Genomic DNA, 23,500 nt, shown 5'->3' with positions numbered 1-23,500 from the left:
CCATGGGACCTCAATTACGCTCCCGGCTGCGTTCGTCCAGAGTCAGCAGTATCCGGTTTATTATTACGTGGTCCTTTTCCGTTTTCATCGTCTTGGTGCTGACCATCATGGCAATGCTTCTGCATGACAAGTTCACGCAGGCTGCCGAGCGAAGTGCGGAACTGACGACGAGACAGATTGTGGATCAGGTCAGTTATAACCTGGAGGATTACGTCCGCAGCATGTCTCATCTGTACCGTGCCATTGAGGAACACATGCTGCGTGACGGGACATGGGAAGGGGAACTGGTGGACAAACAGCTCGACACACTGCTCAGCAGTCGTGAAGATATCATCTCTATTACTCTGCTTGATTCCACGGGGAAATTGCTTAAGAACCGACCTACAGCCGAATTAAAACCGAGTGCCCATGTGACACAGCAAGGGTGGTTTCAGTCTGCGCTTCGTGTGCCGGATCACCTGAGTTTCTCGTTACCTCATATTCAGAACATGTACACAGGCCCATATAAATGGGTCGTTTCCATGAGCAAAGGCATAACGATACGGCAAAATGGTCAGGATCGGCAGGTTATCCTGCTGGTCGATATCAATTTCAAACAGATGGATGAACTGAGCCGTCGGGTCAGTCTGGGGCAACGAGGATACGTGTATATCATCGATGAGAGTGCGGGCAATATCGTGTATCATCCGCAGCAACAATTGATGTATATGGGACTCAAAAGCGAGAATATCGAACAGGCTTTAGTGGCTTCCGGTAGTTACGAAGATGAAGCAGATGGACAGAAAAGACTGAATACCGTAAAGTCCGTTGCCAATATCGGCTGGAAAATCGTTGGTGTTGCTTATCTGGATGAGATTATGACAACGCGTCAGGAAGTGAACGGATATCTCATTCGTGTATTGGTCGTTGTACTGGTGCTGGTCATTCTTGTCTCGCTGTTCTTATCCTCCAGTCTGACTCGTCCGATTCGGCGAATGGAACGTAAGATGAAGGCCGTAGAGCGCGGGGATTTCAACGTGGAGTTGCCTATTGAAGGGCCACTGGAAGTGGAACGTTTATCCCGTCGCTTCAACCTGATGGTCAATAAAATCCGAACCCTGATGGATGAGATCATCCACGAACAGGAACAGAAGCGGCGTCTGGAGCTGGAAGCCTTGCAGGCCCAGATTAATCCACATTTTCTATACAATACGCTGAATTCCGTGGTTCGCATGGTAGGTATGAGCCGTAATGAGGAAGTGATCACGATGATCACGTCTCTTTCGCGCCTGTTCCGCATCAGTCTCAGTCAAGGTAAAACGATTATCACGATCAGGGAAGAGCTGGAGCATGCGCAGCATTATTTGACGATTCAGCAGATGAGGTTCAAGCGCAAATTCAACTTTACGATTAAGGCCGATGATACGCTCCTGGAATGCCTTACATTAAAGCTGGTGCTACAACCCCTGATTGAGAACGCCATTGTTCATGGCATTGAGTACCACATGGACGAAGGACGTATTGAGATCGATGTTTATCGTGAGGACAACAAGCTGGTGTTTCGCATTACAGATAATGGGGTCGGCATGACGGAAGAACAGCTGTCGGGATTATTAAGTGGTCGTCCTGTGGTCAAAAGCGGTGCAGGCTCCGGCGTAGCGGTGCGCAACGTCCATGACCGAATCCGGCTCTATTATGGGGAGGGCTTCGGACTTGAATTTGCAAGTGAGCTGGAAGAAGGCACCACCGTCTGGATTCGGATCCCCATTCAATCGGAGCAGAAGGAGGGCGAGCCTAATGGCAGACAATAAGGAGAATAGGAGCGATATCCACAGCCACAGAGTTGTAGGGTCATACATTCGTACGTTTTGGAAAAAGGTTCCTGCGAGCTTCCCTGGAATCCGGAAACGTCGGTTAGTAACCCTGACAGTTGCAAACTGCTGTCTGCTCATATGCTGCGCCTGTGGCTTATCGAGTCCCGATGCTACGGCAGTAACGCCACGTATCGCGCTGATTACGCCAGCTGGAACAGGGGAACTTGCAGAAGCCATCCGGCTTGGTGCCGAAGCGGCTGCCAAAGAGAGTGGAGCGGAACTGATGACCGTGGAGGCATACCCTTCCGAGGGTCATATGTACACACCTGCCATTCCGGACTCCGTGGGTAGTCAGTTACAGGTTAAGCAGGCCAAAGCGGGACGTGGAACGTTGTCTCGCAGTGTGCGGGAGCAGGCTCAGGTGGAAGCCGCGGCATTGGCTCTGAAGCAGGGAGCATCAGCTCTATTAGTCGATCCTTTGAGCGAGAAGGCGCTTAGCGACATTGTTCAGGAGGCGCAGGCAATGAATTCAGATGGAGCCATCATTCCGGTCATTGTGCTTAACGATGAATTTCCTGTGAAAGGCATTACCAGCATCATCTCCATGGATAACATTGAGGCCGGGAGACAGGCGGGTCAGGCCATGGCGGAGCTCCTGGAAGGGAAAGGGCATGTAGCCCTATTGGGTCCAGACCCCGTTAATTCTGGTCTGATTCAGAGAGAGCAGGGGGTTATGGAAGCCTTGGAACAGTATCCTGATATTCAAGTGGAACCCAAATCGATATGTAATACACGGGATGGTTGTTGGCAGACTGCAAAGCAATTACTGGACCAGCAGGAGGTGGATGGCTTCATTACTCTTCAGGAACCTGCTTCTCTTGGAGCAGCAGATGAACTGAATCGACGCAAATCTGCGGACAAGGTGAGGATTGTTGGATTCGGCAGTGAACAACAGCAACTGGAGCAATTGCAAGAAGGGGTCTTTGATCATCTCATCGTCCAGAATGGATACAGTGCAGGTTATCTGGGAGTGAATCAAGCCGTTGCGCGGCTTAATAATCAACAGGTGCAAGCGAGAGTGTTGCTTGAGACCAAGCTGGTTAGTACCGACAATATGTTCTGGATGGATAACCAGAAGTTGTTGTTTCCTTTTGTACAATGAATGAATGTTGGAACGAATGCTGTATGAAGAAATTAAAGTGTTTGTTAACTTGAGGAAGATTTCGATAGAACAGGTGAAGATATTGTATTCGAATTTAATGTAAACCCTTTCATAATAAAGACATCGGTAAAGCCGAATGAACTTGGGGGAGGTCATTAGGATATGAAGAAAACATGGATGACACTGTTAATTACGGCATGTATGGTTGTGGCGGCGGGTTGTAGCAGTGGCGGAGACAGTGCAGGTGGAAGTACGGGAACAGATACAGGAGGCCAGACAGCAGCCGGTACGGAAACTCCCAAGATTGGTGTTGCCATCTACAAATTCGATGATACATTCATGACGGGTGTACGTAATGCGATGACCGCAGCAGCGGAAGGTATTGCGACCCTGGATATCGTGGATAGCCAGAATGCACAGCCGACCCAGAATGAGAAAGTTGATCTGTTTGTGTCCAAGAAATACAATGCAATGGCCGTGAATCCGGTGGATCGGACGGCGGCAGGGGTCATCATCGACAAGGCCAAGGCAGCGAACATTCCAGTGGTATTCCTCAACCGTGAGCCAGTGGCGGAAGATATGAACAAGTGGGATAAGGTGTACTACGTAGGAGCAAAAGCGGAGGAGTCCGGTACAATCTCCGGTCAGTTGATTGTGGATTACTGGAAAGCACATCCGGAAGCGGACAAAAACGGCGATGGCAAGCTGCAATACGTCATGCTGAAAGGGGAACCCGGTCACCAGGATGCAGAGCTTCGGACCAAATATTCGGTTCAGGCGATCCAGGATGCCGGTATCGAAGTGGAAGCGCTGGCGGAAGACACGGCGATGTGGGATCGGGTGAAGGGGCAGGAGAAAATGCAGGCGTTCCTGGCTTCCCATGGCGACAAGATTGAAGCCGTTCTCGCAAACAATGATGACATGGCCTTGGGGGCCATTGAGGCATTGAAAGCAGCCGGATACTTCAAAGATGGCAAATCCATGCCGGTTGTAGGTGTGGATGCAACAGCTCCAGCCATTCAGGCTCTACAGGATGGCACGATGCTCGGCACGGTGCTTAATGATGCCAAGAATCAGGGTGCAGCCACGGTGGCACTGGCTTCCGTACTTGCCAAAGGTGAGACACCAACGAAGGAAAATACCAAATACGACATTACAGATGGTAAATACGTCTGGATTGCATACAAAAAGATTACAAAAGACAACATTGCCGACGCCCAATAACAGCACGAGACAGGGACGTCCGACATTCGGGTAGCGTCCCTTTTTTGCCGATCATATGGAAGGGAGGAACCAAGATGGAGTCACCTTACCTGCTGGAGATGAATGGAGTTTCGAAAGCATTTCCGGGTGTGCAGGCACTAAGTCAGGTCACATTGAAAGTGAAGCCGGGGACGGTTCACGCCTTGATGGGAGAGAATGGAGCGGGGAAATCCACACTTATGAAATGTCTATTCGGCATGTATCACCCGGATGAAGGAACGATACGCATCGAAGGAAAGGATGTGGATATTCCGAATTCCAAAGCGGCACTTCAGCAAGGGATATCCATGATTCATCAGGAGCTGAATCCGGTCCCGCATCGTCCGGTGATGGAGAATATATGGCTGGGTCGTTTTCCGATGAGGGGAATACTGGTGGACGAGAAACGGATGTATACCGATACGCTGGCCCTGTTCAAGGACTTGAACCTGGATATTGATCCGAAGGCTCTGGCCGGAACACTGTCTGTCTCCAAGATTCAATCCATGGAAATTGCCAAGGCGGTCTCTTTTCAATCCAAAGTCATCGTCATGGATGAGCCAACTTCTTCCCTGACAGGCAAGGAAGTGGATCAGCTCTTTGCCATTATTAATGAACTGCGCAGTCGCGGCGTATCCATTATCTATATTTCACACAAGATGGAGGAGATCCTGACGATCTCGGATGAAGTGACCATCATGCGTGATGGCTTTGTTGTCGGGGCATGGGATGCTACTGATCTAACGACAGATCTGATCATTACGCGTATGGTTGGCCGTGATCTGGACGAACGTTTCCCGGAACGGACGAACGTACCCGGTGAAGTGATATTAAAAGCCGAGGGTCTGACATCAAGCCAGTCTAAATCGTTTTGTGATGTATCCTTTGAGCTGCGAAAAGGTGAAGTGCTTGGCATTGGCGGCCTGGTTGGAGCACAGCGGACAGAACTGATTGAGTCCTTGTTTGGACTGCGCGGACTCGCTTCAGGTACGATTTCGATTCATGGGCGCAAGGTGAAGATTAACTCCCCCGCAGCAGCGAAGCGTCATAACATTGCGTTGCTCACGGAAGAAAGAAGGGTTACAGGGATATTCCCTGTGTTGTCAGTGTATGAGAACACGATCATTGCCAGTCTGGGGCGCTATCGAAATCGCGTGGGCTTGCTGGACGAGAAGAAGGGCCGGGAAGAGGCACGGGAACAGACGCAGAAGTTCAGAACCAAAACGCCTTCAGTTAACACGTTGATTCGCAACCTCTCTGGCGGTAATCAACAGAAGGTTCTGCTGGCCCGTTGGTTGCTGACCGACCCGGAGATTCTGCTGCTGGATGAACCGACACGTGGAATCGATGTAGGGGCCAAGTTCGAGATTTACACCATTATTACGGAACTGGCTCGTCAGGGCAAAAGCATTATCATGATTAGCTCGGAGATGCCCGAACTGCTGGGGATGTCGGATCGCATTATGGTGATGAGCGAAGGGCGTCTTACCGGAATCGTGGACGGAGCAGATGCAACAGAGCAGGATATTATGAGGCTGGCCGCGCAGCAGCGGATGGCTTAGTCAGGAGGGAAACAGATGAACACACAGATGATCAATCAAGTGAAACAATATGTAACACAGCGCGCCATCTTTATCGTACTGATTCTGCTCATCATTGGTATAGCGATTGCCGATCCGAATTTTCTGGCCTTCTCCACACTGCGGGACATCTTACAGCAATCCTCCACACGGGCCATTATTGCGCTCGGTGCAGCCTTTATTCTTGTCACGGGCGGGGTCGATCTGTCCGCTGGACGGGTGGTTGGTCTGACGGCTGTTGTATCAGCATCGATGCTGCAAATTGACGAGTATGCAAACCGCTTCTTCCCCGATCTGCCCCACTTATGGGTGGGTCTGCCGATCCTTGTCGGGATTACCGCGGGTCTGTTTGTGGGATTGGTAAATGGACTCATTGTCGCCAAATTACATGTGCCTCCTTTTATCGCAACGCTGGGTACGATGGTTGCTGTGTACGGACTGAACTCCATTTATTTTGATACGGAACCCAACCAGTCACAGCCGATCGGAGGATTGAGACCTGATTTTACCGTTATTGGCTCTGGATACATTGATCTGGGCGGGGGTTATTCCATCCCGTATATTGTCCTGATTGCGATTGCGGTGGCATTAATCTGCTGGGTGATCTTTAACAAAACACGTCTCGGCAAAAACATGTATGCGATCGGTGGCAACATTCAAGCAGCGCATGTATCCGGGATTCATGTAGCTCGCAACCTGGTTGCCCTGTATGCCATTGCTGGTGCGTTGTATGGTCTGGGTGGTGTGCTTGAGGCAGCACGCACAGGTGGAGCAACAAACAATTACGGTAACATGTATGAGCTGGATGCGATTGCCGCATGTGTAGTAGGCGGCGTATCGACGGCGGGAGGTATTGGAACGGTACCTGGAGTTATGGCGGGTGTGCTGATCTTCGGGGTCATTAACTATGGTCTGACGTTTATCGGTGTAAGTCCATACTGGCAGTTGATTATCAAAGGGTTGATCATTGTTGCTGCGGTGGCTTTTGATATCCGTAAGTATATGGCGAAGAAATAAGATCAACGTGAAAGGTTACACCGTTGTACTCCGAGTGCAGTACCATCTTCCGATCGCCCTTATCCCCTGATTTTCTTGATTCCCTATATTAATAGGGGAAAATCCGGTGATAAGCGTATGCTTCCGATGTAGCTTTCTTCTAGAAAGCTTTAGGCGAACGCTATCGCTTCTTCAGATTGGTTCTGCACTCTACGTTATGGTGTGAAAATTCCATTCATCTTATATGGAAAAGCAGCAAAGAAGCCAGCCCTCGGGATCTAGAGAGCTGGCTTTAATTGTTTAACCATTGACCATCCAATCGATAACGGGGATAACTGGTCCAATAATACATAAGAGCAACATAAATCCGGCGACGTTATAAGATACACTTGTACCGAAATGCGCACGATATTTTTTGGCAATCAAGAAGGTCGGAATCCAGAAGAGGGCTGCTACTACAAAAGGAATGTGAAGTCCTTGAGTTCCGTTGCTATAGATAGGCATGTTTATTAAGTTGAACAGGTAATGGCTGATCATAAAATTTGCTTTGCCCCATGGAAAGTTAAAGGCGAGACCCATCAATAGTACGAGTAGAGAAAGCGTTCCAAGGCCCAGTGGTTTTCGTTGTGTTGTCATGTGATGTCCTCCATAACTAAGAATTTATCCTAAATTAATCCATTAATGTATTGTACCACAATAATGATATGCGAAGAGGAATTGTTTCACTTTTGTTGATTACAATTACATCATATGTCCTATTGCCTTCATAATTTATACATTCGTGCGAATTTGGCGAGCCTCCACTAATCGACAACATCAGCTAATCATAATCGCTATAATACATGTACATAAGTTGTTTGATGTGAGTTTTATGTCAAAGGGGGCGAGGCTGTTTGCTTAGTTACACGATGAAAATGGTGATATTCCCGCTAGGTTGTCTGCTTGTCATTCTGTCCTCTTATGTTCTCAGGCTTACCCCTCATATGGCAATAATGTCACTTTCGGCGACATTATTGGTAGCAAGTATTTATGGGGAGAGACGATATCCTGTGCTGCGGAAGTTTCAGTGGATTTTTCTCGGGATATTCCATTATTACAGTCAACTGAACTGGTGTAACATGCTGTATTATATGCTCATTATTTCAATGATCCAGGACAAACCACGGTTGGCGCAGACCTTGCCGATTTCATTGCTGCTTATGCTGCAATATACGGTGATTCGGCTTTCTTATGTGCCTGTAGATACATATGCTTTGCTGGTTTCATTATTTGACCTGTTAACCTCGGTTGTTATCATTTTTTTGTATCATACCTTAATCAACAGTGAGGTCGAGAAGCGCAGGCTTCGGGAAAAAAATCGGTTCCTGACCCTTCATGATCCGCTTACGGGACTGTTGAATTACGAAGGTTACATGGAGGTGCTGCATAAGACAGTAGAAGAGCGTCGGTCTTTTCTGCTTATTCTTTTGAACGTTAATAACTTTAGCGGTTTTAAAAAAGATTCAGAAGATCCTTGGTGTACGGTAATCACAGGTACAGGCGAGATGATCAGCAATCATTTCACCGAAGCCTATGGCATATCCCGGTATGCAGGAGACCGATTTGCGGTCGTTTTGCCGGAGATACAGGATGTGGAAGAACGAATGTCGTCACTGCTATCCGTGCAGCTTCAAGGACTCCAGGTAAGCTACAGCATCTCTCTGTACCCAGAAATGTCAGATTCGTTGCAGCACTTTATGACGGTAGCCGAGGATAGGCTGCTTCAACAACAGCGCAGCAAATGGCTGAAAAATGAAGAAGAAGTATTTCGTTCTGAAAGACTAAGGGCTGTAGGTGAACTGGCCGCGGGTATGGCCCACGAAATTCGGAACCCGCTTACCGCAATTCGGGGATTCCTGCAGCTGTCACGTGGACAAGCGTTTAATATCGCGCCATGGTATGAAGTGATCATGGGTGAGGTGACGAGAGTAACCGATCTGACGGCTGAATTTTTGCAGTTTTCCAAACCACATGCCAATCACATGAAGCCGGAACAATTGGGGCACTGCCTTGAACGAGTAATGTCTTTGACCGAGTCAGATGCGGCATCCCGAGGGCATCGAATAACGCTTGAAATGACTAATGAGCCAGTTGTGATCATCATGGATCGAGATAAAATTGTGCAGGTATTGATCAATCTGATTCGTAATGCTTTTGAAGCAATGACAGACCCTGGTGAGGTTCATATGGATTTGTTGCAAAACGGAGACGCAGTACTCATTTCAATTACAGATACAGGAAGCGGCATTCCGGAAAATTCGCTATCCACAATCTTTAATCCCTTTTATACAACCAAAGAAGAAGGTACGGGACTTGGACTTGCACTCTGCCAGAAAATCGTTCAGGATCACAATGGTAAAATTACCGTCCATAGCGAAATGGGGATTGGTTCGACCTTCACGCTTCATCTGCCAATGGAGACGTAAATCATATAACTGACCCAGAGATAGCAATTACACAGTCATTAGACAAAAACATAAAAACGCCGCCTGGGTCCTTAAGAACCCCATGCGGCGTTTATTATTTCGATTGACTAATGTGTGGAGTCCACATCGGTTCAGATCAGACTATATTGGGTTGAACTAATCATTTACACGTAACGGAGAGGACAGAAAAAACCTGAAAAAGCGGAGCGTTCGCCTTTATCCCCGGATTTTCCCCTTGTGAAAAGGGAATCGATAAAATCTGGGGATAACAGCGATTGGAAGGTTATTCTGTCATCGTAGTGTCTGTGTAAACAATCATTAGTTCGACTTATTGAGCTGTCCCTGATGTAACTGATAGTAGAATCCTTGTTGCTGCATCAACTCATCATGGCTGCCCCGTTCAGCGATCTGTCCATCATCAATGACGAGAATCTGATCGGCTTCACGAATTGTGCTCAGTCTGTGGGCGATGACAAAGCTGGTGCGGTCTTTCATTAAAGTGCGCATCGCTTCCTGGATCTTCATCTCTGTACGCGTATCAATGCTGCTTGTTGCTTCATCCAGAATAAGAATGGCCGGATCAGCCAGAATTGCCCGGGCAATGGTCAGCAGTTGTCGTTGTCCCTGACTCAGGTTGCTTCCCCCTGAAATGATGGGGGTATCGTAACCCTGTGGCAGTTTGCGGATGAACGAATGTGCATTCGCCAGCTCAGCCGCCTGTCTGATCTGTTCATCCGTTGCGTCCGGCTTGCCGTAGGCGAGATTGTCGCGAATGGTACCCGAGAATAGGTAGGCATCCTGAAGTACAATGCCGAGTTGCCGACGAAGTTGATCCTTCTCCAGTTCCGAGATGTCACATCCATCAATGGTAATCCTTCCGCCTGTAATCTCGTAGAAACGGGGCAACAGGTTGATAATGGTCGTTTTGCCTGCGCCGGTGGGTCCAACAAGTGCAATCATCTCCCCAGGTTTTGCAGTAAAACTAACCTTCTTCAGAATGTCTCGTTCCGTACTGTACCCGAAGGAGACGTCTTCAAATACCACTTTACCTTTAATCTGATCCAGTTGTTTCTTCTGTTCTTCCACGTATTCACCAGGCGTATCCATGATGTGGAACACACGTTCAGCACCTGCGATTGCAGCCTGAATCAAATTATACTGATTGGCAAGATCATTGAGCGGCCGCTCAATCTGACGGGAGTAAGCGAGAAAGCTGACGATCAGTCCGATGGATGTTAGATCATGATAAGCCATCCATCCACCTAAAGAAGCCAGTATGGCAAACCCGATATTGTTCATCACGTTCATTGTAGGTCCAACCAAACCCGAAACGGTCTGGGCCTGTGTGCTGGATGTGCGCAGTTTCTCGTTCAAATTCTGAAAATGTTGATGTGCCTGATCCTGACGGTTATAAGCCGCTACGACTTTTTGTCCAGCAATAGTTTCCTGAGCATACCCATTAAGCTCACCGAGCAATTTCTGTTGAGCGGTGAAGTGTTTGCGTGTTCTTGACGCGATCAGGCGAGTGGCGATGGTAATCAAGGGTATAGTCACTAGACTGAGCAGGGTAAGCCGAACATCCAGTGCAAACATGATCGACAAGGAGCCAACGAGCAAAATGGCGCTGGACATCAGTTGGGTTACACTTTGATTCAGCGTTGTAGATACGTTATCGATATCATTGGTGGCCCGGCTCATCAGGTCCCCGCTTTGATTTTTATCAAAAAAGCTGACAGGCAGCTCTTGCAGTCGGGAGAACAACGCATGTCGCAGATCTTTAACGGTCAGTTGGGACACACCAATCATGACATAGGATTGAGCCCACATCAGGAGCGAACCAAAGACATAAACACTCAGCAAGAGGAGACATTCCTTCAGCAAACCCGCTGTTACTTTGGGCACGATATGTTCGTTAACGGCGCGGCCGAGAAGATAAGGCCCTGCCAGATTGAGCATTGTGCCGAGAGCGGTTAGAACCAATGCAGCAATGACTCCTTTGCGATGACGTCCCATGTACGACCATACCCGAATCAGAGCATGGCGAGCATTTTTGGCTCGGACTTTGGGAACAGGTCCTCTTCCAGCTGGTCCGGGTCTTCCGATCGGAGGCACGACGGTTTGTTGAATGGAGGAAGATGCAGGTTTACCCAAATTGAACATCCTCCTTCCGTTGCTGCGAATAATAGATCGCTTGGTAGTGTGATGAATGAGCCATAAGGTCATCATGTGTGCCCCTGGCAACGATCTGTCCTTCATCAATGATATATATACAGTCTGCATCCTTCACGGAGGAGATCCGCTGTGCAATCAAAAAGGTGGTACTGTCTTTCATCAAGGATTGCAAAGCCTTCTGAATACTCGCTTCCGTGCGCAGATCCACAGCACTGGTGCTATCATCCAGAATGAGCACTTCCGGTTGCATGAGCAGGGCGCGTGCAATGGATATACGCTGTTTCTGCCCACCGGACAGATTGACGCCGCGTTGCCCCAGTTCCGTGTCATACCCATCTTCCAATTTCATAATAAAATCATCCGCTGCCGCAGCTTGTGCCGCAGCACGCAATTCAGCATCCGTTGCACCGGGCCGGCCGAAGCAAATGTTATCCCGGATGCTGCCGCTGAAGAGGATGGATTCCTGTAGCACAATGGATACACGGCTGCGAAGATCCTGAAGATCCCAGTTGCGAACGTTCACTCCATTCACGAGCACTTCACCCTGCGAAGCATCGTATAGACGGGGAATCAGCTGCACCAGCGAGGTTTTGCCTGAACCTGTTGAACCGATCAAGGCCACTTTCTCACCTGGACGAGCTATCAGGTTAATGCCGGTAAGTGCATGGTCTCCGTCATAACGGAAAGATACGTCTCTGAACTCCACTTGACCGTCTGTGCGTGAGGAAAGGGAAGACGTTTGGTATTGGGATTGATCACGGGTAGTCGGGGGTGACTGCACATTCCCGGAGTTGTCGGTTCCCGATTGAATATCCGGCTGTGTATGTAACACCTCGTTGATCCGTGCAGCTGATACCTTGGCGCGGGAGAAACTCATCATCATCATGCCGATCGACGTGAGGGAAGAGAGTACAACCGTGACATAGTTGATAAAAGCAATCAGATCTCCGGCAGCAATATCGCCTCCCACTACCTGGAAACCTCCAAACCACAGCACGGCTACAATGGTAGCGTTCAGCATCAAGCTGAGCACGGGTGCATTCAGCGTTACAATACGCCAGGCTTTGACGGCGGTTGTAGTGTAATCTTCGTTGGATTGCTTGAAGCGCTTTTTCTCCAGACGTGCACGTGCAAACGCCTTGACGACACGAATGCCGGCAAGATTCTCCTGAAGCACAGCGTTGACCTGATCAAGCTTGCTCTGCACACTGGCGAACAGCGGATAGGATGCTTTTATCAGAATAAATAAAATAATAAACAGTACGGGTACAGTCGCAATAAGAATCAAAGCCAGCTTCACACTGATTGTAAACGCCATGATGATACTACCGATGATCAGCATTGGCGAACGGATAAACATCCGCAGCAGCATCTGTACAAAGGTCTGCATCTGCGTAATGTCACTGGTCAGACGAGTGATCAGAGATCCTTCCTGAAATGTATCCAGATTACGGAAGGAGAAGGTCTGAATATGGTCAAACAGCTCCTGGCGCAGATCTGTGCCGTATCCCACGGCGGCTTTGCTTGAATAGAGTGTACAGCCTGCGCCGCCAACCCAGCCGATTAACGCAACAAGTAGCATGATTAGACCTGTAGTCACGATATGGGGCAGGTTCCCTGCAAGCACACCATCATCCACGATGCTGGACATCAGCTTGGGCTGGAGCAGGTCCATGGTTACCTCAAGTACCATGAGCAGCGGGGCGATGATTGCTGCCGACTTATACGGGGTCAAGAATCGTTTTAACGTCCACAATAGGGAATCACCTCAATGTTCATTGCATAAGTATTTTCTTGTAAACGATGTCGCGAGTCTGCATCACCTCAGGATTCACGCAGGTTTTGGAGCATACGCTGTGCAAGCAGAGACATGATCCTGGATTCTTCCGGTGTAAAATCTTTCTGGGCCTGCTGTTCCAACTCCTGAATCACTTCTCTCAATTCTTGTAACGCGGAGCGCCCCTGATCCGTCAGATAGACCCGCAGACTGCGCAGATCCTTCGGGTCTGCTTCGCGTCTCACATAACCGGATGTTTCCATGCGCTTAAGCATGACGGTCACCGTTGCGGGGCTGCGCTGAAGTTGTTCGGCCAGATTTTTCTGGGATTGGCCATCTTCCCGTTCAAGCTGGAACAACAAAGGGGGCTGCCCCGGGTATAACTCGGGGTGGTTCACAAGTTTCTCATGAACCTTGTAACGTTTCAGTTTCACGAGTTCGGATAGCTGTCCCATTAACCGATCGTTTTGGACTGGGTTCATATCATCTACTCCATTTCTACCTTCATTCCATCTTCTTGATACTGAATACCAGACTTTTTGAATACGCACATTTAGTTAGTCGACTAACTAAATCTTAAGTTTGATTTGACATATCGTCAAGTGAATACAGATCATTTATTTTGGACTGGAAATATTGACCTAAGATAAAATGATGTGATAAATTGATATTATCTAATTGTTAATAACATAATGTTAATAACAGAATGGAGTTTGTTTATTATGACTTATGAAGGTTCCTCTGGAGGAAAAGCTCCCGATTACCGGGAGCATCAGGATCAGGCACATATCAGTGAACAACAGTTTCTGGAAACGTATAATGCTGGTGATTACGAACGTCCTTCCGTCACCGTAGACATGTTGGTCTTTACGATCCGCAGTGAGGCACAGGAGAACTATCGCAAGCTTGCGGAACCCGAACTCCAGTTACTGCTGATCCGACGAGGCGGCCATCCTTATCTGGGACAGTGGGCGTTACCGGGCGGATTTGTCTCCATGCAGGAATCATTGGAAGATGCTGCTCGTCGGGAATTGTTGACGGAGACGGGGCTGGATGATATTTATCTGGAGCAACTGTACACCTGGGGAGATGTGGAGCGAGATCCGCGTACACGGGTCATCAGCTGTTCCTATATGGCGCTGGTGGATAGCAGCGAGTTGGAGCTTCAGGCTGGCGATGATGCCAGTGAGGCCAATTGGTTTCGGGTGGAACAGCGACTTTTGGAAGAGAAACGGCATATCCATGAGCGTGGACGTGTGACAGAACGCAGGCTGCAGTTGATTTTGACCAATGGAACAGAAGAGTTATCGGCAATTGTTGAGACGAAAGAAACGATAGAAGGAAAAGTACGGAGCCATCGTTTGACGTTGGGGGAGGTTCAGGGGATTGCATTTGATCATGCCAAGATCATTCATTATGCGCTTGAGCGTCTGCGATCCAAGATCGAGTACACGGATATTGCATTTAATCTGATGCCGGAGACGTTTACGCTGACTGCACTTCAGAAAGTACATGAGATCATCAGTGGCAAAAAACTGCTGGCTGCCGCTTTCCGGCGCAAAATCGCCGATTGGGTCATTGAGACCGGAGAGTATGCGAGCAGTGCCGGTCATCGACCATCCCGCTTGTACAGATTGAATCCAGAGAGGCAGACACCGTAGAAACGAAACGGTAAGAATCAATGAACTCGGACGAAGTGATTCAAGCCAAGGCGGGATCGCTACATACATGAGGAGCAAGTAAGGAGGGGATATGGATGGAAAAGTTTACGTTTTTCTGGCGGACTGCATCTCCGTTCTCACAGTGGCACCCGGCGGATTTTACCGTGAATGGGATTCACTACACGAGTGCGGAGCAATACATGATGTACCAGAAAGCGCTGCTGTTTGGGGATCAGACCATCGCAGACAAGATTCTGAAGGCAAGCTCTGCTTCGGTACAAAAAAAGCTGGGCAGACAGGTCGCAGGCTTCGACCGGACTTTATGGGAAGCTGAGTGCCAGCGCATTGTCTACGAGGGTAATTTGGCCAAATTTACACAAAACGAAGAACTGCTAACCGTGCTGCGTGCCACTCGTGGAACGACCCTTGTGGAAGCAAGTCCAGATGATCGCATCTGGGGTGTAGGGCTGGCGGAGGAAGACCCGCGTATTCGTAATCGAAGAACATGGCGGGGAACCAACTGGCTGGGTGAGATTCTGACCCGTCTAAGAGAAGATATAGGAAGTGATTCAGATGAGTGATCAACAACAGGATAAGAACAATAGCAGCAATAACAAAAATAGCAACGGGCGTAATAGCCACGACAGTAAACTCGGTAGATCAACTGGTAATGGTGGCTCCAATTCACGTTCCATGCGGGCTAATATCGCACAGCAGACGTTGGCTATTTTGGATGAAGGGCAGTACGTAAATGGGTATGATCGCAAGGTTGAGATAGGTACCGATGTGCAGCAAGCCATCCGAAATTCGGCGTTATACCGTCCAGCAGAATTGTCCGCGCTCAGAGAAACGCTTCGTACAGAAGCTTACGTTGGAATTCAACCCACGGCCCCATCCGCTGGAGTTGAGGCTGCACCGGGTCGCATTGAAGTTACTGGCGAGACTACACTTGGAGCTGCTTTACGTTTGACGGTAGCTGAAGGAAGAGAAGATGTGGTCTGTTTGAACTTTGCATCGGCGAAAAATCCTGGCGGCGGCTTCCTTGGCGGAAGTCAGGCACAGGAAGAGAGTCTGGCCCGAGCGACAGGACTATACCCGTGCATCGCCCAAATGGATGAAATGTACGATTACAATCGCAAACAGCGATCGGGTCTCTATTCGAATTATATGATCTATTCACCGGATGTTCCGGTGATTCGTGATGATGAAGACAGGCTGCTGGACAAATATTATGTATCATCATTCATTACTGCGCCGGCGGTGAATGCGGGTGTGGTGAAAGAGCGTGGAGAAGCGGATGATCTACAGATTGAGTCCGTGATGAAGGAACGTATCCGTTATATTCTGGACGTGGCTGTTACGAATGGTCATCGGACGATTGTTCTCGGTGCATATGGTTGTGGCGTATTTCGTAATGAACCGGCAGTGGTGGCGAAGTATTTTCATGATGTGTTAGTGGGAGAGGGATTTAAGGACTCCTTTGAACGAATTGTATTTGCTGTATATGATCGATCCGCAGGTCAGAGAACTTTAAAGGCATTTCAACGTTTTTTGGCAGAGGCCTAATAAAAAAATATGGGATATAGATTGAATGAGAGCGCTTGATAAAGGAGAGGAATGCCATGCAGTTTCATGAGAGAGAACAGGATTTATTTGAACTGGGGGATGAGTACACGCTTGCACACTGCATATCAGCCGATGCAAGGATGGGCAAGGGCATTGCGGTACAGTTTCGCGAGCGATTCGGTTTGGAAAATCTTCAAGAGCAGGCCAAACAAGAGCCGCTTGAGATTGGACGATGTTATCCGGTAGGGCGGACGCTGAATCTGGTCACCAAGGCAAAATTCTCCAATAAGCCGACGTACCAATCGTTGACTAATGCGGTAGAATCCATGCGGGACGTATGTGTGATGGATGGCATTACGAAACTGGCTATGCCCCGAATAGGATGTGGGCTGGACAGGCTGAAATGGGAGAAGGTCAGTCCGATTATACAGGAAGCTTTTGCCGATACGGATGTTGAGATCATTGTCTGTACAGTGTGAACGCGCAGGTTGGAAGAGGATGGACTGCAGCTTGTTGGCAGATCCAAAGCAAAAAAACCTCAGCTTTGAGGGGAATAGACCGTAAGTATGATTCATACCTACGCTGTTCCATTCAAAGTGAGATTTTTTATTGTTTTTTATAGATGATGGGTATCAGATGTACGGGACACTTTATTTTTTGGAGAACATTTCTTTGGCTTCATCCATGGCCATTTTATTACCGATCGATGAGTAATCCAGCCAAGGTTGTGCGCCAATCGGGTAGACATGACCGGCTTTGACTGCTTTCAGACCTTGCCAGATCGGATTGTTTTGCAGCTCCTTGAACATTTCTTTGGCTTCATCATCCGAATTCACAACCACAAAGATTGCATCTGCATCATAGTCCGGCAATATTTCACGAGAGACGACTTGATACGGTTTAGTCGAATCGATATCTGTGATCCCTTTGGCAGGAGTCAGACCGAGATCCTCATACAAAATGGGACCCATGGGACGGCGTGTACTGAACACACGTAATTCTTTGGCAGTAACACGGATCGCCATCACAGCACCATCACCAATCGTGTCATGAATCAGAGATTTCACTTCTTCCGTTTCGGTCGCATAGTCCTGAATGTATTGCTCGGCTTCCTTCTCACGATTTACGAGTTTGCCAATCTCTTTCAGATGATCGCGCCATGTACCGTCATCCAGATTGAAGACATGCACCGGAGCAATCTTTTCGAATTTGGCAATATCATCACCGGAGAATTCTTCGTCCAGATAGATCACATCGGGTTTCAGGGCAAGCAAAGCTTCCATATCCGGGTCTTTAACCGGACCAAGTGGCGTTGTATTTTGAAGTTGATCAGCAACATGGGACAGGAAGCCTTTGGCTTCGCCACCAATAACGGAACCAACTGGAGTAATACCGAGAGACAGCAGATCATTGGTCAGATGGATCGACATGGAGGCAATACGTGGCTCTCCTGAACTTGCACTGTTGTCCTGATTATTGGTTGAAGTATCCGTGGACGAACCGCCAGAAGCAGATGATGAATTATTGGCCGTTCCACAGGCTGCGAGCACAAGCACCAGACAGATACTCATGACAAGCATAAGATTTTTCTTTAACATGGATAGTAACATTCTCCTTGAACATCTCTTGGATGTCTTTATTGTTTTTTGAAAAAAAAGATCACTTGCTTCGTACTAAAAGGTACAAAAAGTAAGGTGCACCAATCGCAGCAACCACCACGCCTGCCGGAATGGCGTTAGGCTGAAAGATCGTTCGTCCGATCGTATCGGCGGTCACCAGAATAACCATACCGATGAGCCCGGCAGCAGGGATCAGATGCCGATGCATCGGACCGACAAGCCTGCGCGCCAGATGTGGTGCCGCCAGACCGATAAAGCCGATCCCACCAGCCATCGATACACTGACGGCAGACAAGGCCACGGCACAGAGCAGCAAAATAACACGCTGGGATCGAACAGGCGTCCCGATACTGGTTGCGGCAGCATCACCAAGGTTGAAGGCATCAAGCGTTTTGGATCGACACCAAATGTACGAGATACATAACACCACCCAAGGAAGCAATGCTTGCACATGAATCCAATCCCGGCCCCAGACGCTTCCTGCCAACCAGCGAGCGGCAAAGGAATAGGTGTCTTCATCCAAACGCAGGGATAGGTAGAGTGTCAACGCATGGAACCCGGCCGCTACCGCGATTCCCACCAGAATCAGCTTAATGGGTGATACGCCGTTGTGCCGATCATAGGACAGCAGCATGATGATCAGGGCGGCAGCAACACTGCCTGCAAAAGCAAACAACGGAATTAACAAGGCTACAGAGCCATCCATTGTAAAGGAGAGACTAACAAACACCATTAGTCCAAATGCTGCCCCAGCATGTAATCCCAGAATACCCGGGTCCGCCAGTGGATTGCGGGTGATCCCTTGCAAGGCCGCTCCAGCAATACCAAGTCCTGCTCCAGCAAGTACAGTTACCAGGATGCGAGGCAGTCGGTAATCAAACAGTACAATCTGATCATCCGAACTGCCATTACCAAGCAAAGTCTGTAACACAGCCATTGGGGAGAGACGAATGGTTCCCGTGTTCAGGCTGATCACAATAACGGCAATGGCGATGCAGAGCAGCGTAATACTGACAACTATCGAACGTTTACCTCGTGAGGGTGTATTAAAATTCATCGCTATAAGGCCCTCCTTTCTTTACGGGCCAGATAGAGGAAGAACGGTACACCGACAAAAGCGACCATAATGCCTACCGCGAGCTCCTCGGGCGGGTTCACGATGCGTGAGCCCAGATCAGCGAGCACCAGTAATATCGCTCCAAGCAGAGAAGACATCGGAATGATGAGTCGATAATCCACACCCACCAGTTTGCGTGAGATATGGGGGATGACGAGCCCGACAAATCCAATTGAGCCTACTGCCGACACGGACACACCAGCCAGCACAACAACCGCTGCGAGGGCGAGAAACCTCGTCCAGCGCAGGTTGATCCCGAGATTAATCGCCACTTCTTCACCGAGTGACATAAGGGATACACGCCGGGCGAGTGGCATAATCAGTACTAGTGTGGCGAGCAGCACGGGAAGAATCAGCTTCAGATGCCGCCATTCTATTCCGCCAAAACCTCCCGCATACCAGAAGGCCAGATCCTGACTCAGGTCAAAATAAATGGCAACTCCTGTGCTGAGCGAGGTTAACATGGCTGCAATAACCGCCCCGGCAACGGTCAGTCTGATGGAATTCAGACCACCCGGTGCTGCCATTCCAAGCAGGAAGATTAGCAGTGTGCCCAGAACAGCCCCCACGAATGATAAAACCATGATCCATCCATATGACAGTCCGGGCCAAAAGGCAAAGCTCAGTGCTACGACAAAAGTGGCTCCAGCATTGATGCCCAGAATGCCCGTGTCTGCCAGCGGATTACGCGTAATACCTTGCATTAAAGCTCCTGCAACGGCAAAGGCAGCGCCGATAATAACCGCGGCAAGGACACGAGGCAGCCGCAGCTCATGAATAATCTGATGTGGTGTCAAAGCTGGGTTGTACTGAAATATGGCAGCCCATACGGTTTCCAGCGTTAGCCCTTTGGCACCTAACGAGATTGCGACAAACATACTTAGCAGCAGTATGGCTATGGCAGACAAAAACGTGAGCCCAACGGTCACTGCAGATTTTTTTGAATTAGACGGACGATGTGGCAGTCCCGGATGTTGAATACGGGTCACTCCTTTGGTACCAACAACGCATTTCATTGTTATTGATTATCATTATCAATTAGTGATCATTATAGAATCTTAATTCAGGCCCGTACATGGCATAAATTAAGATTTTGGAGATGGACATTTTTTAGATTACAAAAGTGAAGGTTTGTTCGTCAACATAGAGAGCGCTTCATCGAGCTGGATGTTGATGGAATATGGAGCATATACGACCCATGAGTTCCAGTCGATGAGATGTACACGTCCGTTTTTTACCGCAGGATGGCTGTTCCATAGTGGATTCGAAGCCATCTCTTTCAACAGTGTTGCCTTTTCATACATAGAATTAATCGCCAGTACCAGCACATCTGCCTCCAGTCCGTCCCATTCTCCTGGTGTGAAGGGCAGCCAATTGAATCCAACGCCGGGAGATTTGCCAGCCAGTTCGGTCTGAATCCGCTGAGGAGCGGCCAATTGCAAGGTTCGATAAAAGACATGTCCAAAGTTCCGATGGCTGTACATCCGTGGACCTTTAGGCGTTAACGTGCCAACGGCAACGGTGATGTCCCCGACGAATTCCTTGATTTTTTTGCGTGCACGCTCTGCCTTGCGTTCATGTCGATCCAGCCAATCTGTGGCTGCTTGGGTACGATCCACTATGGATGCAATCTGATGCAGATGACCAAAGACGTCTGTCTGGTTCCAGGGAATCGTGATGATGGGGGCGACATCGCCAATATGCTCCATCGCTGTGGCAGCTGCATTGTCCTTGGTCAGAATCAATTCAGGATTCACATCCAGGAATGCCTGACGTCCCTGTTCCCACGGTTCATAAGCGTGGAAGGGCAGTGCCAACGATTTGGGCATATGAGGCAGGTGGCCCTGAATCTGAGCTGCGCATGGTGTGATACCCAGTGTCATCAGGTGATCCGTGTATGGATAGGAGAGCGACACAATATTCCGATGCACCTGCTTCGCATAGGAAGTGGGAGCATATCCAGCATGGTTCCGGAAACGTCGGCTGAAATAAAATTCGTCACGGTAACCCACTTCACGAGCCACATCACGGATACGCAGATCGGAAGTGAGCAACAATTCCTTGGCCCGGTTCATACGCAAATGAGTGATGTATTCAATCGGATTCTTCTGCATGCGGCTCTTGAATAGCTGCGAGTAATAGGATGGATGCATGTCAGCCAGTTCAGCCAGCTTTTCCAGTTTGATCTCGTGCATGTAGTTTTCGCGCATGTATTGCAGGGTGGACCTGAGCCACTGTTCGGGTTCATCCTGCCCAGCCCCTACGTCAGTCTGGTCTTCTTGAGGCCAGAGCATATGTAACAGTTCAGTTAGGAAGAGCTGTGCCTTCAGGCCTGTTTCCAAACCTTCGTTGGTCAGTTGTGTAAGCTGTGCGGCAATGCGCTGTATACCGTAAAATGGGCCCTGAATCCAGCCTGTAACAGGTGAACTGAGCTCACGTTCGTAGATTCGTCTGGATTTTGTTTTCTCCGTAGCCCGATACAGATCAAAGTGAATGATATACAGTTCAATATCATGGTCTTCATCACTAATCAGTTCAATCGCAGTTCCTGGTGTGCACAGACAAGCTGATTTGCGAACCACGTGGGATTCGGTCTCATTCATAATCAGTTGGCCTGTGAATTTGTGCATGTATATGAAGGTATGATGAGCAAGCTCAGTTGTGGACCAGCGCCATTTCCCTCGGGTTATTATATGTTCTGCCTGACGAAGTTCAATCAGGGTATCATTCAAGAATGCATCCAGGCCTGCCCGGGTTGAGGATTCCTTTTCTGCATTGAGACTTGTCTGCTGATGTAACATGTGTGGATTCATGTCGTTGTGGGTGGTACCAGGGATGGTAGTCATGGTGCTATGCGACCTCCTCTCTTTTGAACAGTTAAGTAATAATGAATGAATCTGATACGTATCGTATTTTCTCGGGCCTGAACGTCTTACTTGAACATCTATTGATGCGTTTTGCATGATGCTATAATTATTAGCTGCCTTGGCAAAAAAACGCGTTTGCAGTATAGTCAGATGTTTTCTGAATAGCACACGAGTATGATCCCGTTATCAGATGTGATCGATAGTTTAAGCAGATTGTCGCTAGTTACAAGTAGTTTAGGGACAAGACTTCTTGGCCCTAGTCTGCTGATAATCTTAGCAAATCTACTGGAGAATTGAAATGTACATAGATATGTTCGAGGCCCTGATGAGCTTAAATTCTATTGAAAGCACATAATCGAAATCGTTTTCTGACGTAAGCGTTTCTTTTTGGTAAAATAAAGGGGATAACATGTTGGCCTGATCTGAATCATGAACCTTTTCAACTCAAATTGCAGTAGGGAGGCTTTAATATGACAGAAGTAGCGGGACGGGACAAAGTACGTTGGGGCATTATGGGTACGGGATGGATTGCATCCCAGTTTGCAAAGGATCTGGAGCATGCCGGGAACGCAGTGAAGGCAGCGGTAGGTTCACGGACAGCGGGAAGTGCGGAGAAGTTTGCAGCTGAATATGGTTTTGCACGCGCTTACGGTTCTTATGATGAGATGCTTCAAGACCCTGAGGTAGATATTATCTATGTGGCAACACCGCATCCTGTGCATAAGGAGAATGTAATGGCTTGTCTGGAGGCAGGCAAGGCGGTGCTCTGTGAAAAGCCGTTTACGATGAATGCACGTCAGTTGGAGCAACTGGTGGAGACGGCACGGGAGCGTAACCTTTTCCTGATGGAAGGGATGTGGACACGCTTTTTGCCACCGATCGCTCAAGCCAGAGCATGGATCGCAGAAGGACGAATCGGTGAAGTACGTTTGCTCCAGGCAGACTTTGGATTCCGTGTCGGCTGGGAGCCGGAAGGTAGGTTGCTTAATCCGGATCTGGGTGGAGGCGCATTGCTGGATGCAGGGGTGTACCCGATCTCCTTTGCATCGATGATCTTTGGTGAACAGCCCCAGCATGTATGGAGTACGGCCAATATCGGTGAGACGGGTGTGGACGAGCAGTTTTCCGTATTATTGTCCTATTCCGAGGGACGTTCTGCGTCACTGAGTGCTGCCATTCGTCTGAACCTCAGCAATGAAGCGGTCATATACGGTACGGAAGGCAAGATTCGTCTCCCTTTATTCCTGGCGGGCAAAGAAGCTTATCTGCATGCGAATGGTCAGGATGAGCCGGAGAAGTTCACGGATGATCGAACGTGCATTGGTTATGCTTTTGAGGCAGAAGAAGCGGGACGCTGTATCCTAGAAGGCCGCACGGAGAGCAATACCATTAAACTGGACGAATCTCTGGAAATCATGAAGCTGATGGACACCATTCGGGGCCAGTGGGGTTTGCGTTACAAATCGGAGTAAACAGACAGGAG

At 48.7% G+C, this 23,500-nt stretch carries 19 protein-coding genes; 11 read left to right on the top strand and 8 right to left on the bottom strand.

Going from position 1 to position 23,500, the window contains the following annotated elements; all coding sequences use genetic code 11:
• Positions 1–2: 2 nt before the first annotated feature.
• The 5 genes from MKX68_RS05585 to mglC all read left to right on the top strand — a co-directional run bounded on the left by MKX68_RS05585 (position 3) and on the right by mglC (position 6,794).
• Entirely contained in the window at positions 3–1,790 is a 1,788-nt protein-coding gene (locus MKX68_RS05585) for a sensor histidine kinase (RefSeq protein ID WP_340909816.1), read from the top strand.
• Positions 1,777–2,955 (top strand): substrate-binding domain-containing protein, encoded by a 1,179-nt coding sequence (locus MKX68_RS05580; protein WP_340909814.1) that lies wholly within the window; start codon positions 1,777–1,779, stop codon positions 2,953–2,955. Before MKX68_RS05585 ends, MKX68_RS05580 begins: the two co-directional genes overlap by 14 nt.
• A gap of 162 nt (positions 2,956–3,117) precedes the next feature.
• A complete protein-coding gene (locus MKX68_RS05575; RefSeq protein WP_036672480.1) occupies positions 3,118–4,179 on the top strand; it encodes a galactose ABC transporter substrate-binding protein in 1,062 nt (353 codons plus the stop codon).
• A gap of 74 nt (positions 4,180–4,253) precedes the next feature.
• Positions 4,254–5,759, top strand: coding sequence for a sugar ABC transporter ATP-binding protein (locus tag MKX68_RS05570; RefSeq protein ID WP_340909811.1), 1,506 nt, complete (start codon positions 4,254–4,256; stop codon positions 5,757–5,759).
• A gap of 15 nt (positions 5,760–5,774) precedes the next feature.
• A complete protein-coding gene (gene mglC, locus MKX68_RS05565) occupies positions 5,775–6,794 on the top strand; it encodes a galactose/methyl galactoside ABC transporter permease MglC (RefSeq protein WP_017690326.1) in 1,020 nt (339 codons plus the stop codon).
• Between the two features lie 279 nt (positions 6,795–7,073).
• Here mglC and MKX68_RS05560 read toward each other — a convergent pair whose 3' ends face one another.
• Entirely contained in the window at positions 7,074–7,409 is a 336-nt protein-coding gene (locus MKX68_RS05560) for a hypothetical protein (RefSeq protein ID WP_340909809.1), read from the bottom strand.
• Between the two features lie 272 nt (positions 7,410–7,681).
• On the opposite strand from MKX68_RS05560, the gene MKX68_RS05555 reads away from it, so the two are divergent.
• Entirely contained in the window at positions 7,682–9,238 is a 1,557-nt protein-coding gene (locus MKX68_RS05555; RefSeq protein WP_340909807.1) for an ATP-binding protein, read from the top strand.
• Between the two features lie 318 nt (positions 9,239–9,556).
• Here the strand turns inward: MKX68_RS05555 and MKX68_RS05550 are convergent, their stop codons facing one another.
• The 3 genes from MKX68_RS05550 to MKX68_RS05540 form a co-directional block, all read right to left on the bottom strand.
• Complete coding sequence (locus MKX68_RS05550; RefSeq protein ID WP_340915299.1) at positions 9,557–11,398, bottom strand: ABC transporter ATP-binding protein; 1,842 nt, start codon at positions 11,396–11,398, stop codon at positions 9,557–9,559.
• A complete protein-coding gene (locus MKX68_RS05545; protein WP_340909806.1) occupies positions 11,382–13,166 on the bottom strand; it encodes an ABC transporter ATP-binding protein in 1,785 nt (594 codons plus the stop codon). The genes MKX68_RS05550 and MKX68_RS05545 overlap by 17 nt, the downstream gene beginning before the upstream one ends.
• Before the next feature lie 68 nt (positions 13,167–13,234).
• Positions 13,235–13,669 carry a MarR family winged helix-turn-helix transcriptional regulator gene (locus tag MKX68_RS05540; RefSeq protein WP_249911652.1) on the bottom strand — a complete coding sequence of 145 codons (435 nt, stop codon included), beginning with the start codon at positions 13,667–13,669 and terminating at the stop codon, positions 13,235–13,237.
• A 240-nt stretch (positions 13,670–13,909) separates the two neighbouring features.
• On the opposite strand from MKX68_RS05540, the gene MKX68_RS05535 reads away from it, so the two are divergent.
• From MKX68_RS05535 to MKX68_RS05520, 4 genes are all read left to right on the top strand, one after another.
• Complete coding sequence (locus MKX68_RS05535) at positions 13,910–14,848, top strand: NUDIX hydrolase (RefSeq protein ID WP_340909801.1); 939 nt, start codon at positions 13,910–13,912, stop codon at positions 14,846–14,848.
• A gap of 95 nt (positions 14,849–14,943) precedes the next feature.
• The gene (locus MKX68_RS05530) at positions 14,944–15,429 is read left to right on the top strand and encodes an NADAR family protein (protein ID WP_338591532.1); all 486 of its coding nucleotides are present in this window, start codon (positions 14,944–14,946) and stop codon (positions 15,427–15,429) included.
• A 112-nt stretch (positions 15,430–15,541) separates the two neighbouring features.
• A complete protein-coding gene (locus tag MKX68_RS05525) occupies positions 15,542–16,414 on the top strand; it encodes a TIGR02452 family protein (RefSeq protein ID WP_340915297.1) in 873 nt (290 codons plus the stop codon).
• Positions 16,415–16,470: 56 nt separating this feature from the next.
• Positions 16,471–16,893, top strand: a complete 423-nt coding sequence (locus MKX68_RS05520) for a macro domain-containing protein (protein ID WP_340909799.1) — start codon at positions 16,471–16,473, stop codon at positions 16,891–16,893.
• 171 nt (positions 16,894–17,064) lie between these two features.
• Here MKX68_RS05520 and MKX68_RS05515 read toward each other — a convergent pair whose 3' ends face one another.
• The 4 genes from MKX68_RS05515 to MKX68_RS05500 all read right to left on the bottom strand — a co-directional run bounded on the left by MKX68_RS05515 (position 17,065) and on the right by MKX68_RS05500 (position 21,996).
• A complete protein-coding gene (locus MKX68_RS05515; protein WP_340909796.1) occupies positions 17,065–18,012 on the bottom strand; it encodes an iron-hydroxamate ABC transporter substrate-binding protein in 948 nt (315 codons plus the stop codon).
• Between the two features lie 61 nt (positions 18,013–18,073).
• Positions 18,074–19,090, bottom strand: a complete 1,017-nt coding sequence (locus MKX68_RS05510; protein WP_340909794.1) for a FecCD family ABC transporter permease — start codon at positions 19,088–19,090, stop codon at positions 18,074–18,076.
• Positions 19,091–19,092: 2 nt separating this feature from the next.
• Positions 19,093–20,166, bottom strand: coding sequence for a FecCD family ABC transporter permease (locus MKX68_RS05505; protein WP_340019424.1), 1,074 nt, complete (start codon positions 20,164–20,166; stop codon positions 19,093–19,095).
• A 99-nt stretch (positions 20,167–20,265) separates the two neighbouring features.
• Positions 20,266–21,996 carry an AraC family transcriptional regulator gene (locus tag MKX68_RS05500; RefSeq protein WP_340909791.1) on the bottom strand — a complete coding sequence of 577 codons (1,731 nt, stop codon included), beginning with the start codon at positions 21,994–21,996 and terminating at the stop codon, positions 20,266–20,268.
• Between the two features lie 491 nt (positions 21,997–22,487).
• On the opposite strand from MKX68_RS05500, the gene MKX68_RS05495 reads away from it, so the two are divergent.
• Positions 22,488–23,489 (top strand): Gfo/Idh/MocA family protein, encoded by a 1,002-nt coding sequence (locus MKX68_RS05495; RefSeq protein WP_340909789.1) that lies wholly within the window; start codon positions 22,488–22,490, stop codon positions 23,487–23,489.
• Positions 23,490–23,500: the final 11 nt, after the last annotated feature.

The sequence above is a fragment of the Paenibacillus sp. FSL M8-0212 genome (assembly GCF_038004645.1).
Classification (GTDB): Bacteria; Bacillota; Bacilli; order Paenibacillales; family Paenibacillaceae; genus Paenibacillus.
This window is presented reverse-complemented; position numbering and strand designations above follow the sequence as displayed.